General features: G+C 71.1%; 16 protein-coding genes. 3 read left to right on the top strand and 13 right to left on the bottom strand.

Going from position 1 to position 14,169, the window contains the following annotated elements:
- Positions 1-48: 48 nt before the first annotated feature.
- A complete protein-coding gene (locus LQ757_RS02140; protein ID WP_231045560.1) occupies positions 49-1,917 on the bottom strand; it encodes an alkyl/aryl-sulfatase in 1,869 nt (622 codons plus the stop codon).
- A 139-nt stretch (positions 1,918-2,056) separates the two neighbouring features.
- On the opposite strand from LQ757_RS02140, the gene LQ757_RS02135 reads away from it, so the two are divergent.
- Positions 2,057-2,497 (top strand): nitroreductase family deazaflavin-dependent oxidoreductase, encoded by a 441-nt coding sequence (locus LQ757_RS02135; RefSeq protein ID WP_231045559.1) that lies wholly within the window; start codon positions 2,057-2,059, stop codon positions 2,495-2,497.
- A 33-nt stretch (positions 2,498-2,530) separates the two neighbouring features.
- On the opposite strand, the gene LQ757_RS02130 is transcribed toward LQ757_RS02135, so the two are convergent.
- The 6 genes from LQ757_RS02130 to LQ757_RS02105 are packed head-to-tail and all read right to left on the bottom strand — an operon-like array spanning position 2,531 to position 7,745.
- Entirely contained in the window at positions 2,531-3,706 is a 1,176-nt protein-coding gene (locus tag LQ757_RS02130) for an FAD-dependent oxidoreductase (protein ID WP_231045558.1), read from the bottom strand.
- Positions 3,699-4,424 (bottom strand): methyltransferase domain-containing protein, encoded by a 726-nt coding sequence (locus LQ757_RS02125; protein WP_231045557.1) that lies wholly within the window; start codon positions 4,422-4,424, stop codon positions 3,699-3,701. The genes LQ757_RS02130 and LQ757_RS02125 overlap by 8 nt, the downstream gene beginning before the upstream one ends.
- A gap of 1 nt (position 4,425) precedes the next feature.
- A complete protein-coding gene (locus tag LQ757_RS02120) occupies positions 4,426-5,568 on the bottom strand; it encodes a type III polyketide synthase (RefSeq protein ID WP_231045556.1) in 1,143 nt (380 codons plus the stop codon).
- A 20-nt stretch (positions 5,569-5,588) separates the two neighbouring features.
- Entirely contained in the window at positions 5,589-5,939 is a 351-nt protein-coding gene (locus LQ757_RS02115) for an SHOCT domain-containing protein (RefSeq protein WP_231045555.1), read from the bottom strand.
- Positions 5,940-5,943: 4 nt separating this feature from the next.
- Positions 5,944-6,372 carry a DUF6325 family protein gene (locus LQ757_RS02110; protein WP_231045554.1) on the bottom strand — a complete coding sequence of 143 codons (429 nt, stop codon included), beginning with the start codon at positions 6,370-6,372 and terminating at the stop codon, positions 5,944-5,946.
- 56 nt (positions 6,373-6,428) lie between these two features.
- Positions 6,429-7,745, bottom strand: a complete 1,317-nt coding sequence (locus LQ757_RS02105; protein WP_231045553.1) for an ion channel protein — start codon at positions 7,743-7,745, stop codon at positions 6,429-6,431.
- 197 nt (positions 7,746-7,942) lie between these two features.
- Between LQ757_RS02105 and LQ757_RS02100 the strand changes: the two genes are divergently transcribed.
- Positions 7,943-8,344, top strand: a complete 402-nt coding sequence (locus tag LQ757_RS02100) for an SHOCT domain-containing protein (protein ID WP_231045552.1) — start codon at positions 7,943-7,945, stop codon at positions 8,342-8,344.
- Between the two features lie 68 nt (positions 8,345-8,412).
- Here the strand turns inward: LQ757_RS02100 and LQ757_RS02095 are convergent, their stop codons facing one another.
- The 4 genes from LQ757_RS02095 to LQ757_RS02080 form a co-directional block, all read right to left on the bottom strand.
- Positions 8,413-9,552, bottom strand: a complete 1,140-nt coding sequence (locus tag LQ757_RS02095; protein WP_231045551.1) for a DUF998 domain-containing protein — start codon at positions 9,550-9,552, stop codon at positions 8,413-8,415.
- A gap of 128 nt (positions 9,553-9,680) precedes the next feature.
- Positions 9,681-10,175 carry a DUF2017 family protein gene (locus LQ757_RS02090; protein WP_231045550.1) on the bottom strand — a complete coding sequence of 165 codons (495 nt, stop codon included), beginning with the start codon at positions 10,173-10,175 and terminating at the stop codon, positions 9,681-9,683.
- On the bottom strand, positions 10,172-10,465 hold the full coding sequence (gene clpS, locus LQ757_RS02085; protein ID WP_372459614.1) for an ATP-dependent Clp protease adapter ClpS: 294 nt from the start codon (positions 10,463-10,465) through the stop codon (positions 10,172-10,174). Before clpS ends, LQ757_RS02090 begins: the two co-directional genes overlap by 4 nt.
- A gap of 43 nt (positions 10,466-10,508) precedes the next feature.
- Positions 10,509-11,774, bottom strand: coding sequence for a class I SAM-dependent methyltransferase (locus tag LQ757_RS02080; protein WP_231045549.1), 1,266 nt, complete (start codon positions 11,772-11,774; stop codon positions 10,509-10,511).
- A 77-nt stretch (positions 11,775-11,851) separates the two neighbouring features.
- Between LQ757_RS02080 and LQ757_RS02075 the strand changes: the two genes are divergently transcribed.
- Positions 11,852-12,529 carry a hypothetical protein gene (locus LQ757_RS02075; RefSeq protein WP_231045548.1) on the top strand — a complete coding sequence of 226 codons (678 nt, stop codon included), beginning with the start codon at positions 11,852-11,854 and terminating at the stop codon, positions 12,527-12,529.
- A gap of 154 nt (positions 12,530-12,683) precedes the next feature.
- Here LQ757_RS02075 and LQ757_RS02070 read toward each other — a convergent pair whose 3' ends face one another.
- Positions 12,684-13,097 (bottom strand): heat shock protein transcriptional repressor HspR, encoded by a 414-nt coding sequence (locus tag LQ757_RS02070; protein WP_231045547.1) that lies wholly within the window; start codon positions 13,095-13,097, stop codon positions 12,684-12,686.
- Between the two features lie 9 nt (positions 13,098-13,106).
- On the bottom strand, positions 13,107-14,093 hold the full coding sequence (locus tag LQ757_RS02065; protein WP_231045546.1) for a DnaJ C-terminal domain-containing protein: 987 nt from the start codon (positions 14,091-14,093) through the stop codon (positions 13,107-13,109).
- Positions 14,094-14,169: the final 76 nt, after the last annotated feature.

The following is a 14,169-nucleotide window of genomic DNA, read 5'->3' as shown; positions in this document are numbered from 1 at the left end:
GCGGATCACCAGACGTGGTCCGCGGCCCCGTTCGCCGTCCCTGAGAACCTACGGCAGCACGATCTCGAACGACGGGTCGCCCTGGTCGAGCACGCCGAGCAGCGATCGCAGCACGCCGCCGTCGCCGTCGAGTTGGACGCCGGGGCCGTCGGTGTCACCGCCGAGCAGCGCGATCATGCGCGGCTTCGTGAGCCGAATGGTGAGCGCGGCGTCGGCGGCGGCTGGTTTCTCGACGTACACGAGCACGCCGTTGCGCACGGTGACGCGGTAGTTCACGTCGAGGTCGGTGAACGTGAGGTCGAACGCGAGGTCGAGATCCCACGCCTTCGGCCCGTCGACCGTGATCGCGATCGCGTCGAGCAGCTGCGTCGGCGAGAGCTGCGCCACGATCGCCGGAGCGGCAGTCACCGTGGGCGTACCGAAGTTGCCCTCGCGCAGCTCGGTCGCACCCGAGAGGAAGAAGTTGCGCCACGTGCCGTTCTCCGCGCCGTAGCCGAGCTGCTCGAGCGTGTCGGCGTAGAGCGTTCGCGCACCCTGGTGGTCGGGCGAGTCGAACACCGCGTGATCGAGCAGCGTCGCCGCCCAGCGGTAGTCGCCCTCGTCGAACGCGGTGCGGGCGATGCCGACGACCGCGTCGACGCCGCCGAGCGCCTTCACGTACCGCGCCGCGAGCTCGGCGGGCGGGTGGGGCCACAGCCGCGCCGGGTTGCCGTCGAACCAGCCCATGTAGCGCTGGTAGATCGCCTTCACGTTGTGGCTCACCGAGCCGTAATAGCCACGCGCGTTCCACGCCCGTTCGAGCGCCGGCGGCAGCTCGATGACCTCGGCGATCTCGGCGCCGGTGAGGCCCTGGTTCAGCAGGCGCAGCGTCTGGTCGTGCAGGTAGGCGTACAGGTCGCGCTGCGTCGAGAGGAACTCGGCGATGCGGTCGGCACCCCACGTCGGCCAGTGGTGCGAGGCGAAGGCCACGTCGGCACGGCCGGCGAACGTCTCGATCGCCTCGGTGAGGTACGTCGCCCAGATGTGCGGGTCGCGCACGAGCGCGCCGCGCAGCGTCAGCAGGTTGTGCAGTGTGTGGGTCGCGTTCTCGGCCATGCAGAGGGCCCGGTAGCGCGGGAAGTAGAAGTGCATCTCGGCTGGGGCCTCGGTGCCCGGCGCCATCTGGAACTCGATCTCGACGCCGTCGATCGTGTGCGTCTCGCCCGTCTCGCGGATGTACACGGTCGGCACGATGAGACCGGCCTCGCCGATCGAGGTCGTCTGCCCGAGGCCGGCGCCGACCTGACCAGCGGGCCCCTTCGCCAGCGCTGCGCCGTACATGTAGCCCGCCCGCCGCCCCATCGCCGTGCCGGCGTAGACGTTCTCCGAGACGGCGTGCTCGACGAACCCCTCGGGCGCGAGAACGGCGATGCGTCCAGCCTCGACGTCGGCCACGGATGCCACGCCGAAGACACCCCCGAAGTGGTCGACGTGGCTGTGCGAGTAGATCACCGCCACGACGGGGCGCTCACCGCGGTGCTGCCGGTACAGGCCGAGCGCGGCCGCGGCCGTCTCGGTCGAGATGAGCGGGTCGATCACGATCACGCCGGTGTCGCCCTCGACGAACGTCACGTTCGACAGGTCGAACCCGCGCACCTGGTAGATGCCCTCGACGACCTCGTAGAGCCCGTGCTTCGCCACGAGCTGCGACTGCCGCCACAGGCTCGGGTTCACAGTGTCGGGCGCATCGCCGGCGATGAAGCCGTACGCGTCGGCGTCCCACACGACCCGGCCGTCGGCGGCGTGCACCGCTCCCGGCGAGATCGAGCCGAGGTATCCCCGGTCGGTGTCGTCGAAGTCGCGCTGATCGTCGAACGGCAACTGCTCGCGCAGCCCCCGGTTCGCCCCCGTGATCGTTTCGCTCGCTGAGTTCGCCATCGTCCACCCTTCGTACTCACGTGAGTCCGAGCGTGTCGGCTCATCCGGGCGAGCGCAAGACCCCCGCGCGGTGCGCCCCGGGAATTCCCAGTCTTCGCCCCGGGTTACGGTCGAGGAGGACCAGGACAGGGGAGGCCGCATGCCACTCGAGGGCGAATACGCACCGAGCACGTCGGGTTGGGCCCGCAGGCAGGCCGAGGCCTTCGAGGCGTCGGACGGCGCGAAGGCGAACACGCTGCGGGGGATGCCGATCATCGTGCTCACGACGCTCGGCGCCAAGACCGGCAAGTTGCGCAAGACCGCCCTGATGCGGGTCGAGCACGACGGGGAGTACGCCGTCGTCGCGTCGATCGGCGGCGCCCCGAAGCATCCGTTCTGGTACCACAACATCGTCGCCCACCCGCACGTCGAGCTGCAGGACGGCGCCGAGAGGCACGACTACGAGGCCCGCGAGCTCACCGGTGACGAACGCGCCGCCTGGTGGGCACGCGCGGTCGACGCCTACCCGCCCTACGCCGACTACCAGCTGAAGACCGACCGCGTGATCCCGGTGTTCGCGCTCACGCGCATCGTGCTCTGAGCGAGCCGAGCCTGCCGGACCGGCCGAACCGGCTCACAACCACCGCATCGTGAACGCGCGGGCGAGCAGCCCGCGGAACGGCGGCACCGCCAGCACGCGCACGGCGCCGTTGCGCAGCCGAAGCCGCATGCCCGAAGCGGGTGCGCCCATCGCCATGTTGAACGCCGCTTGACGGATGGCCCGTGCCGCGGCTGCGCGTCGCACCTGGTCGTACGCCTCGAACGCCTCGAACGGCGCCCCGACCCTGAGCGCGGTCTCGAGGTCGTGGTCGAGCCGCAGCGCGTCGAGCCAGCCGAGGTTCATGCCCTGCCCGCCGATCGGGCTGATCTCGTGCGCGGCGTCGCCGACGAGCGCGACGCGGCCGTGCGCGAGGCGCGAGGCGAGGTGCTGCCGCGCCTCGAACGCACTGGGCTCCGAGGCCACTGCGGTGTCGAACACGCTCGACGTGCGCGAGCGCACGATCGTCGCGAGCTGCTCGGCCGACGTCTGGGCCGGCGGTCGCCGCACCCAGGCCACCCAGCGTCGCAGCCCGCCGGGCATCGGGAACGACTCCACGACGCCCGAGGGCTCGAAGTGCAGCAGCGCCTGGTCGGGCTCGCCGGTGTCGTCGCGGGTGTCGCCCATCACGTAGTGGGCGTGCCCGGCGTGGGCGTGCCAGTCGATGCCGAGCTGTTCGCGCAGGCCGCTGCGTACGCCGTCGGCGGCGACGGCGTACCGGGCACGCACCGAGACCACCCCGGTCGCACGACCACCGTCGCCGACGTTGACGGCATCGACCACGACGTGGGTTCCCCGGTCGCGCACGTGACGCACCTCGACGCCGCGCCGCAGCGTTCCCGGTCGCAACTCGTCGAGCCGATCCTCGAGCAGCCGTTCGGTCTCGAGCTGCGGCAGCGACAGCACCGCTCCCGCCCGGGCGAACGACATGTCGCCCAGTACCCGGCCCTCGCAGGTCACGCGGCCGCCTGAGATCTCGGTTCCGGCCGCTCGTACCGCCGGTTCGAGGCCGACGTGCGCGAGGGCCCGCAGACCGGGCGGGTGGATGCCGATCGCCCGTGATCGTCCCGACCGCTCGTGGCGCCGTTCGAGCACCACGACGTCGCGCCCGCGCAGTGCGAGCAGGCATGCGAGCAGCATGCCGACGGGGCCGCCGCCCACCACGACCACGTCGTGGATCGGCTGCGGCGCGACGGCCGTCGGTTCAGGCATCCGACCCCCAGGCCACCTCGAGCCGCGAGGGGAACGCCCGCCGCACGCGCCACCCGGGCGGCAGCACGCCGGCGAGCTCGGTGGCCGTGTGGCTGCGACGGATCGACGCGAGCCCGTCGCCACGGCAGTAGGTTCCGGCGAGCAGGTTGCCGGCGAACGGCAGGGTGCCGAACCAGAAGCCCGCGTAGCCCCAGCAGCTGCGCTCGATGTCGCCGAGCACGACGATGCCGCCAGGACCCACGAGGCGCTCGCAGTCGGCGAGCAACGCGCCCGTCTCACGCCCGTCGAGGTGGTGCAGCACGTGGTTCGACAACACGATCTGGAACCGCTCGCCGGCGCTCACGAGGTCTCCCGTCATCGCGCGCCGCGCCGTCAGCCCCCGCACGGGCGGCTGCGCCTCGGCCCAGGCGATCGCCCGCTCGTCGGGGTCGATCGCCGTGATCTCGAGGCGCAGCCCGTCGGCGTGCGCCCACCGCAGCATGCGGCGAGGCAGGTCGGCGCTGCCCGTGCCCACGTCGAGCAGTCGCGTGCCCCACACCGGCGAGAGCCGTGGGCGCACCCACCGTCGATACACGGCGCGCTCCCCCGACACGATCGCGTTCACGAGCCGGAACCGCTCGTAGGTCTTGGCGAGCTTGTGCGGGTCGGCGTCGGGCGTGTCCATCTGCTCGATCGCCCGTTCGTCACGGGTCGCGAGCGCGGTGAACGGATGTCGCACACTAGGCCCGCACGGTGAGCAGGGCCGATTCGACGGTGAGCCCCGGCCCGAACGCCATCGCGGCCACCCGGTCGCCATCGGTCGCCGCCGGCGACTCGAGGATGTTCTTCAGCACGAACAGCACCGTCGCGCTCGACATGTTGCCGAAGTCGCGCAGGGTCTCACGTGCGGGCACGAGTTGCGCCTCGGTGAGCACCAGCCGCGACTCGACCTTGTCGAGGATGCTGCGGCCCCCCGGGTGGATCGCCCAGTGCTCGACCGCGTCCGACGCGGTGTCGGCGGCCAGCGCCGCGGCCAGCGCGGGCTCCGTCGCGAAGAGCGGCTCGAGCGCGCCCGTGATGTGGTCGTCGATGATGGCCGGCACCGCGTTCGAGAGCACCATCTCGAAGCCGTGGTCGCCGATCTTCCAGGCCATGTCGCCCTCGCCGACGGGCGTCACCCGGGTCGCGAACCCGTCGAGGTCGAACGCCTTCTCACCCGCTTCGGCGGGACGCGTCGACACGATGCCCGCGGCAGCGCCGTCGGCGAAGAGCGACGACGCCACGATCGTGTCGGGGTCGTTCGACGATCGCAGGTGCAGCGTGCACAACTCGGCGCTGACGACGAGCACGACCGCCGAGGCATCCGCTTCGCACAGCTGCTTGGCGATGCGCAGGGCCGGAATCGACGCGTAGCAGCCCATGAAACCGAGGTGGTAGCGTTCGACACCCGGGTCGAGTCCGAGATCGCGGGCGAGCATGAAGTCGGGGCCGGGTGCGTAGAACCCGGTGCACGAGACGGTCACCACGTGCGTGATATCGGATGCCTCGACCCCGGGGCACGCCGCAAGCGCGGCCCGGCCCGCCTCGAGGTAGAGGCGGGTGGCCTCGACCGCGTAGATCTCGTTGCGCGCCTTCGTGCCCGGCAGCCGCAACTCACGCGACTCGATGTCGAAGAACACGGGCTCGTCGGGGCGCGCCTCCCAGCTCAGCTCGTCGAGCACCGTGTGGCGCGTCTCGATGCCCGACACGTCGAACGCGGTGCCGATGATGCGCTGCGCAAGCCGATTGAGCCCCGGCTGCGCCGCGAAGACGTCGCGCACCTCGGGCTGTACCAGCACGGTCGGCGGAACGGCGGTCGAGACCGCGCGCAGGGTGACGGCCATGGCGTGGTCGCAGCAGGGCGTCAGCCGAGCAGCTTCGCCTTCGCCGCCGCGAATTCGGCGTCACTGAGGATGCCCTGCTCCTTGAGCGCGGCGAGCTTCTGCAGCTCGGCGACGACGTCGGTGCCGCCGGCCGCGGGCGCTGCAGCGGCCGGAGCGGCCGCCTGCTGCTGCGCGACGGCCTGCTGCGCCGCGGCGTTCATCTGCGCCTGCTGCTGCTGGGCCTCGTACTGCTGCTGCTCGTACTGGTCCTGGGCCTTCTGCTGCTGGTGCCGTTGCACGCTGCCGCTGACCGCGGTGGCCGTGCCGGCGACGACGGCGGTGCGCGCGGCCATTCCGATCAGGCCCGGGCGTCCCATTCTTCTGAGCGGCATGGCGTTACTCCCCTTCGGCTTCTGCCAGTACGGCGTTCACGACCGGGGCGGGAATGCGCTCGGCCGACAGCACGACCCCGCCCGACTGGGCGAAGCGAGAGGCGAGCGTCTTGGCCCAGACGAGCTCGATCGCGAGCAATGCCGCCGATGTGCCCGGCGGGATCTGCTCGGCGAACTCCTCGACGTCCTCGTCGCCGACGAGGCCGATCGTCTCGAGCTCGGTGACGCCGAATCCGTAGTCGTCGGCGATCTCCTCGAACTCCGAGATCTGCACCGAGCCGTCGGGCTCCCTCGAGACGACGAGGAAGTCGATCAGCCTGATCTCACCTCCGGCGACGAGCTCCCTGATCGCCTCGAGCGTGCCCTCATCGGGCCGGTCGCCTTCGAACCCGACGAGATACAGATCAACCGGGCCGTACTCGAACTCCGCCACGTCGTTCCCCCTTCGTGCGTTGTGTGTGCAGACTAATCCCGGAGCGGGCGATGGCGCTATACCTGATTCGCCTTCGGTGCGCCCGGCTCGGGAGCCTCGGGCGCGGGTGCACCCGGATCGGGCGGCGCGATGCGGAATTCGGGTGCCCGGGTGACGAGCAGCCAGGCCGGCAGCACGATCACGCACAGCACCGGGAGCACCGAGATGTCGCCCACGATCGCGACCGCGACGAAGATCGCCATCCAGCCGTCGCGGGTGACGACGAGCACCACCCCGAGCACCGCGGCGCCGATCGCGAGCCCGACCGGCATGGCCGGGATGAGCGCGCCGGCCAGCAGCCCGAGCGCCACGCCGATGAACACCGACGGGAAGACCCGGCCGCCGCGGAACAGCGAACTCGCCGCGACGAGCAGGGCGACGATCTTGATGCCCGCCATCGCCGCGAGCTGGGCGGCGTCGTAGTCTGCTGAGTTCGCGAGCAGGTCGCCCGTCTGCTCGAGCCCCTTGAACATCGTGATCGGACCGCCGAGGAGTCCCAGCAGGCCGAGCAGCAGGCCGCCGGCCGTCGCGATGAGCACCGGGTGGCGCAGCGAGTGCATGATCCGGTACACGACGGGGAACGCGGCCAGCATCGCCAGGGCGATGACCGTCGCGGCGCATGCCACGATCGCGCCGGTCAGCAGGTCGGGAGGCTTCGGGCCGTCGTATCCGGGGACGTCGAATCCGAAGGCCTGCTGGCCCAGCAGATGCATCGTGATCGCGCCCGCACCCGCGGCGACGAGCGGAAGGAAGAGGCGATCCCACAGGGCGCCGCCCGACTTCAGCGCCGCGACGATGCCGGTGAAGAGCAGGGCTGCCGCGACCGGCGTGTCGAAGAGCGCGCCGATCGTCGCCGCGACCGCGAGCGAGCCCGTGAGCTGCGCGGGCACCTTCGGCATGAACCGGGCACCGACGGCGACGAGCATCGCCACGTTGATCGCGATGATCGGGTTCTCAGGGCCGAGGCTGACCCCGCCCGCGAGCGAGAGCATCGTCACGATCGCGAGTCCGGGCAGGTTGCGCAGCGGCTGCGGCGGCTCGGCGAACTCGGTCGTCGCCGAGTCGGGTCCGCCGTGGCCGGGCGCGACGAGCAGCACGAGACCGACGGCGAGGCCGGTCGCGGTGAGCACAAGCACGGTCCACCAGCCTGTCGAGTCGACACCGAGCGCACCCGGCAGCGCGTCCCAGAGCACCGACGACAACGCCTCGGAAGCCGCGGTGAGCGCCCAGAGCACGAGCGCCGAGACCACGCCGATGAGCAGTGCCGGCACAGACAGCACGATCAGGCGTCGCGGCGTGACATCCGCGTCTCTCGGAGGTATCGCGAGCGTCATGCCAGCTCCTGTCTGCCGAACCCGTCAGCGGAACACGCGGTCGAACGGCGAATACCTGGAGCCACTCTCCCGAATGCGTCCTCTCGCGTCGAGGGTAGCGGCGTGGCGGCGTGGAACGTGGACGTGCGGGACCGCCACGCGATAGGTTCGCCCCAGCGGCGCTCATGGGGGGCGCACATCACAGTGAAAGGCTGCACATGAGTTTCTGGGAGAGTTTCTGGGACGTGATCTGGTGGTTCCTCTGGATCTTCGCGTTCACGGCGTACCTCTTCGCCCTGTTCGCGATCATCGGCGACCTGTTCCGCGACCACAAGCTCAACGGCTGGTGGAAGGCGGTGTGGATCCTCTTCCTGATCTTCGTGCCCTTCCTCACGGCGCTGGTCTACCTGATCGCGCGCGGCAACAGCATGGCCGAGCGCTCGCAGAAGGAGGCGAAGCAGTACCAGGCGGCGACCGAGCAGTACATCCGCCAGACCGCGGGCACCTCGGCGAGCCCGTCCGACGAGATCGCGAAGGCCAAGGCGCTCCTCGATTCCGGCACGATCTCGCAGGCCGAGTACGAGCAGCTCAAGACGAAGGCACTCGCGCACAGCGCGTAGTCGCTGAACGACGAACGAGGGGCGGATGTCGCGACATCCGCCCCTCGTTCGTTCCTGCGACGCGGCGCTCAGGCCGCCGGCACGGCCCGCGGCTGCGTGTGCATCGCACCCGAGCTGCGCAGGAACACGATGATCCAGCTGAAGATCAGCACGCCGGCGACGAGTTCGACCGCGGTGAGGTTGTAGTAGCCCGTCGCGAAGAACACCCCGAGCATCGCGATGACCCCGACGTAGACATAGCCGAGCAGGATGAAGACGCGGGGCATCGACGGGATGAACCAGCGCAAGCCGATGACGACGACCGCGAAGACCACGGCCATGCCCGTCGCGACGGTGTTGTGCACGAGGAAGAACCGGTCGACCGGGAAGATGCCGACGCAGGCCAGGAAGATGCCGATGAGGATGAGGCCGACGCGCACGATGTTGCGCCCCCGCACCTCGGCCGCGGTCGTGACCGGAACCGACGCGGTCGCGTAACGCGCGATGGTGGTGACGATCGCACCCGCGATGATCAACGTGACGTTGAACGCGAGCGATGAGATGTCGTCGGTCATGCCGAGTGCGCTGAGGTTCTCCTGCCACCACTGGGGGTCGCTCGCGCTCAGCATGCTCGCCAGCGCGCCGACGACGAGGAACAGCGCGAGCACGAACGAGAGCAGCATCGGCGTGAGGTGGGCCGACGACAGGAACACGGCGTAGGCGGTGACGGCGAACGCGACACCCGCGAGCAGCGCCCCCGGCAGGGTGAACACGACAGCGCCCTGAAAGCTGCGCTCGAGCAGGTCGGAGAGTCCGATCCAGCCGAGCAGTGCGATGACGGCGTGCGCGACGGCGATCGCGGTGAGGTCGAACCAGTGGATCTTCACACCCGGGGTTTCGAGGCCGGGAAGGGCATCCCCGGACGCGTCCGACTCATCGGCACGCCGGCGCAGCGCGATGCGGCCCAGGACGAAGGCGAGGAGCGTCACGGCGACCGAACCGATCGCCACGTACTGCCCGAGCGACCCCTCCCCCGCGATCGCGAGGTCACGACCGAGGAACGAGATCCACGCGATGACGCCGCCGACGACGAACACCGCCGCACCGAGCACGAGGGCCGTCGACTCGAGCGACTCCGCCGTGGCGGCCGGGTTGCGGAGGACGCGCAGGATCGAGGCGGGCTCCCGGACGGTCGCGGCGGTCTCGGTTGCGGTCGCGGTTCGACTCACTGGGCGCTCCTGTCGTCGTGCGGCCCCCGCGCGCGGCGGCGGCCGTTCGGCATCAGCATGCCAGCATGCGGCCGGCGCGCGCGGGCGCGGCGCGCGGGCGGGTGCGGCCCGCGCTGCGCTCGGGGCGCTCAGGGCTTGATCGGGTCGAGCACCTCGAGCATCGACCCCTGCACGAACCCGGCCCACTCGTACGCGGCACGCAGGTAGTCGTCGCGGGTCTCGACGTCGGCGTCGCTCTCGTCGTCGTCGAGGCCGACCCGCTCGGCGAGGATGAGGCGCAGGTCGGTGAGGAACGTCAGCCAACCCCACGCCTGAGCCTGGTCGAGCTCGATCTGCACCACGCCGTCGCCGGGGTGGTCGACCGCGGTCGCGTCGCGCACCGACTGGGCGGCCTGGCGCTTTCCGTCGACGAGGCTCTCGCGGGTGTAGCGGGTGAACTCCTCGGACGCCTCGAGGTCTTCGGGATAGGCGTTCGGCAGTAACCGGCCGAGCGCGGGGTCGTCGGCTTCGCCGAGCAGCAGCACCGAGTCGACCTGATCGGCGAGCTCCGAGAGCAGCATCGCCTCTTCGGTCTCGAGCACGATGCGGATGCCCTCGCCCCCGCCGAGGCCTGCGACGATCACGTCTCGGCCCTCGAGACCGTGGCCTGCAGCCCGTAGCTGTGCATGGCCTGCACGTGGTGCTCCATCTGCTCGCGTCTGCCGCTCGCGACGACGGCCCGGCCCTCGGTGTGCACCTGCATCATGAGGTGCTCGGCCTTCTCTCGCGGGAAGCCGAAGTAGCTGCGGAAGACGTAGGTCACGTAGGTCATCAGGTTCACCGGGTCGTCCCACACGACCGTCTGCCACGGCACGTCGGCCGCGACGTGGTCGCGGAGTTCGGTGTCGTGCTGCTCGAGGGTCGACGGGGTCACACTCCAAGCCTGACACGACCTCGCGCGCGACGGTACTCCCCCGTCACGTGCGCCGCGCCGACGCGGTGACGGTGAACTTCGCGTTGCGCGCGATCTGCCGCGTCGGCCCGACCACGCGCTCGAGCATCGGCCGATACCGCAGGTGCGAGTTCCACACGCACAACAATTCGCCGCCCGGAGCGAGCACCCGCGCGGCGTCGGCGAAGAGGTGTGCGGCGATGCCCGTGTGCAGTGCGGCATCGGAGTGGAACGGCGGATTCAGCACCACGAGTCGTTCGCTCGCGTCAGCGAGCAGCTCGAGCCCGTCGGCCTGCGTCACGTGCACGCGATCGGCGACGCCGTTCGCGTCGGCCGTCAGGCGAGCGGATGCCGCTGCCGAGGCCGAGCGATCGGTCGCGGTCACCCGCAGACCGGCGCGCTCGCGCGCCAGCCAGGTCGCCACGACGCCGGTGCCGCAGGCGAGGTCGACCGCGGTCGCGGCATCCGGAACCGCGTCGGCGAGGTGCGCGAGGAGGAACCGCGTGCCGATGTCGACGCCCGTGCCGGCGAAGACTCCGCCGTGCGCGACCACGGTGAGCCCGAGGTCGTCGTGGCGTTCGCGGCGCGGCCACGTCGCCGGTCGAGGAGCGGCCGACGCCTCCCCAGCCGGTCGAGGAGCCGACGCCTCCCCAGCCGGTCGAGGAGCGGCCGACGAAGGAGGACGCGTCTCGAGACCCGACGCCGTATCGCGACTCGTCGCCGCGGTGGTCTCGATACGCTGCGCTCCTCGACCGACGGGCTCCCGCGCGATGAGCACCCGCGACTTCTGGCGCGCATGCGACACGTCGAGGGCGCCGAAGTGCCGGCGCAGCACGTCGTTCATGGCGAGCGACATGTGCTTGATGCGGCCGCCCGCGACGAGCACGACCTCGGGGTGCGCGTGCGCGGCGACGAGCCCCGCCACCTCGTCGAGCCGGTCGAGCGAGCGCGGCAGGCGCACGAGCACGAGCCGCACATCGGCGACGAGCTCGGCCGTGAACGGCATCGACCGCACGGCGTCGACGAGCCCGGTGCGCGCCGCGTTCTCGGCGAGCGCGCGTTCGCCGGTCACGAGATCCTGATGCACCCGGATGCCGCGTACCCCGGCGTCGGCCGCACCGAGCGCGATCGCGCCGTAGGCGTCGTCGATGACGGCGACGTCGCCCGGGCCGGACGCCGCGATGAGCGCGGCCGCTTCGTCGAGCACGAGCCGGTCAGCGGCATCCGATGCTTCGAGACCCGGCCCCTCGATGTCGGGGCGGCGGCGCAGCACGCCGAAATCGAAGGGCATGCGCCAAGGGTACGCGGCACGTCGCGGCCCGACCCTGAATGCGGCGCCCACTCGACTTTGCTACCCTCGGTGCTCGCATGCGGCGCGCACGGCACGGGGGAGCGGAACGCGGCGAGCGATTCGTTCGCCGCTTCGCCGGCGTGCTCTCGGTCACGGCCGTGCTGGGCCTGATCGCCACGCTCGCGCTCGCTCCGCTTTCGCGTCCCGACTCGGCTTCGCCGGCGTTCGCGGCGTCGGCGGACTCGCCGCACTCCGGTGACACGCAGCAGGTCGAGGTCGCATCGGATGTCGCAGCGCCCGCCGTCTCGCACGAGTCGTACACCGCCGCCACCGGCCCCCAGACCCTCGTCGCCGGCGGGACGAACCACGACTGGGCGAAGCTCGTGCTCGTCTTCGGCGGATTCCCCGTGACCGACGAGAACGTGGCGGTCATCACGCAGTGGATGCGCGAGGAGAACGGCCCCGACAACTGGTGGAACCGCAACAACCCGCTCAACAACGGCAACGGGTCGGGAGGCGGCTCGGGCCTCGGCAGCTACGCCACGCTGCAGGTCGGCGCCGAGTACGCGGCCGACAGCCTGCGGCGCCTTTCGTTCTACGACGCGATCGAGGCCGGGCTCGACGCCGGCACGTCGGCCGCGACGACCGCGGCCGCGATCTGGGCGTCGCCGTGGGCGACGAGCCACTACGGCAACGGCGCGCACTGGACGACCTCTCCGGTTCCCGTGGTGGAGGCGCCCGCGTCGGCGTGGTAGCACCCAGCCGCTCTCCTCGAGAGTGCCCTCCTCGCCCTTGGAACGGCGAGAACTGCACACTCGGGTCGACGCGTCACTCGTACCCCACCGCCGAAAGTGCACTCCGCGCCCTCAGGACGGCGGCGACTGCACTCTCGGCGAGATGCCGGCGCGATCAGCGCTCGAGCGGCCGCCAGACCACGACGGCGTTCTCGCGCCGCACGCGCGTGCCGGCGCGCAGGGTGACGACCTCGCCGGCCGAGCCCGCCGCGAACACGCGACGCCCGGGCCGGTTGAGCATCTCGTCGGCGAGCGCCGCCTCGAGCTCGCGCACGCGGGCACGCAGCGTCGCCACCTCGTCTTCGAGGCCGAGCACTCGGCGGATGCCCTCGAGGCTCACGCCCTCACTCGAGAGCTGCGCGATCTCACGCAGCTGCGCCACATCGCGCATCGAATACCGGCGCGACTTGCCCGCCGTGCGCGTCGGCGACACGAGCCCCATGCGGTCGTACTGCCGCAGCGTCTGCGGGTGCATGCCGGCGAGTTCGGCGGCGACCGAGATGACGAACAGCGGACTCATCTCGTTCATGTCCATCGCCTAGCTCCGCGCCTTCGCGATGAGGTCGTCGCGCGGGTTCTCGTCGGGCAGTTCGGCGGCGAACGCCTTGAGCTTCTCTTCGGCGTCGCTCGACAGGTGCGACGGCACGGCGATCTGCACGACGGCGAGCAGGTCGCCCGTGCCCTTCGACGTCTCGACTCCTCGGCCCTTGACCCGCAGCACGCGCCCGCTGGGCGTGCCGGGCGCGACGCGCAGCTTCACCGGGTCGCCGCCGAGGGTGGGCACCTGGATGGTCGAGCCCAGCGCGGCCTCGGCGAACGTGACGGGAACGGTGACGCGCAGGTTGAGCCCGTCGCGCTCGAACACGGGGTGCTTGCGCACGTTGACGGTGAGGATGATGTCACCGGATTCGCCGCCGTCGGGCGACGGGTGGCCCTTGCCGCGCAGCCGGATCTTCTGCCCGTCGGCCACGCCCGCGGGGATGCGCACGGTGATCGGCTTGCCCTCGGCCGTCTGCAGGGTGATCTGGTCGCCCTTGGTCGCGGTGATGAAGTCGAGCGTCGTCGTCGCAGTGACGTCGCGGCCCTTGGTGGGTCCGCCGAAGCCGCGGTAACCGCCGCTGGGCTGGCCGAACCGGCCGCCGCCGAAGAGCCCGCCGATCAGGTCGTCGTAGTCGCCGCCCTGCTGGAACGTGTACGACTGGCGGCCGCCGCCCTGGCCGAACATGCCGCCGAAGACGTCTTCGAAGCCGCCGGCACCGGCGCCCCCGGGCGCCGTGAACCTCGCGCCGGAGCCCATGGCGCGGATCGCGTCGTACTCCTTGCGCTGCTCGGCGTCGGAGAGCACCGAGTTCGCCTCGCTGATGTCCTTGAACTTCGCCTCGGCTGCGGAGTCGCCCTGGTTCTGGTCGGGGTGATACGTGCGCGCGAGCTTGCGGTACGCCTTCTTGATGTCGGCGCCGCTCGCGTCCTTGGAGACGCCGAGCACCTGGTAGAAGTCCTTGTCGAACCAATCCTGACTGGCCATCGGCACCCCCTCTCTCTGAGTCTGTCTGGTTTCACGTCGGTCGAGTAGCGCGAAGCGCGAATCGAGACCTGGTGAG

The organism is Agromyces cavernae (assembly GCF_021044935.1).
GTDB classification, from domain to species: domain Bacteria; phylum Actinomycetota; class Actinomycetes; order Actinomycetales; family Microbacteriaceae; genus Agromyces; species Agromyces cavernae.
The sequence above is the reverse complement of the archived record's forward strand: the minus strand, read 5'-3'. Positions and strand labels throughout refer to the sequence as shown.

What these genes read in the sequence shown, in the direction of transcription:
- LQ757_RS02075 (WP_231045548.1), top strand. Translation starts at nt 11,852, where the DNA reads ATGCGGCGCGCACGGCACGGGGGAGCGGAACGCGGCGAGCGATTCGTT.
- LQ757_RS02120 (WP_231045556.1), bottom strand. Translation starts at nt 5,568, where the DNA reads ATGGCCGTCACCCTGCGCGCGGTCTCGACCGCCGTTCCGCCGACCGTG.
- LQ757_RS02100 (WP_231045552.1), top strand. Translation starts at nt 7,943, where the DNA reads ATGAGTTTCTGGGAGAGTTTCTGGGACGTGATCTGGTGGTTCCTCTGG.
- LQ757_RS02115 (WP_231045555.1), bottom strand. Translation starts at nt 5,939, where the DNA reads ATGCCGCTCAGAAGAATGGGACGCCCGGGCCTGATCGGAATGGCCGCG.
- LQ757_RS02080 (WP_231045549.1), bottom strand. Translation starts at nt 11,774, where the DNA reads ATGCCCTTCGATTTCGGCGTGCTGCGCCGCCGCCCCGACATCGAGGGG.
- LQ757_RS02070 (WP_231045547.1), bottom strand. Translation starts at nt 13,097, where the DNA reads ATGAACGAGATGAGTCCGCTGTTCGTCATCTCGGTCGCCGCCGAACTC.
- LQ757_RS02065 (WP_231045546.1), bottom strand. Translation starts at nt 14,093, where the DNA reads ATGGCCAGTCAGGATTGGTTCGACAAGGACTTCTACCAGGTGCTCGGC.
- LQ757_RS02135 (WP_231045559.1), top strand. Translation starts at nt 2,057, where the DNA reads ATGCCACTCGAGGGCGAATACGCACCGAGCACGTCGGGTTGGGCCCGC.
- LQ757_RS02105 (WP_231045553.1), bottom strand. Translation starts at nt 7,745, where the DNA reads ATGACGCTCGCGATACCTCCGAGAGACGCGGATGTCACGCCGCGACGC.
- LQ757_RS02140 (WP_231045560.1), bottom strand. Translation starts at nt 1,917, where the DNA reads ATGGCGAACTCAGCGAGCGAAACGATCACGGGGGCGAACCGGGGGCTG.
- LQ757_RS02130 (WP_231045558.1), bottom strand. Translation starts at nt 3,706, where the DNA reads ATGCCTGAACCGACGGCCGTCGCGCCGCAGCCGATCCACGACGTGGTC.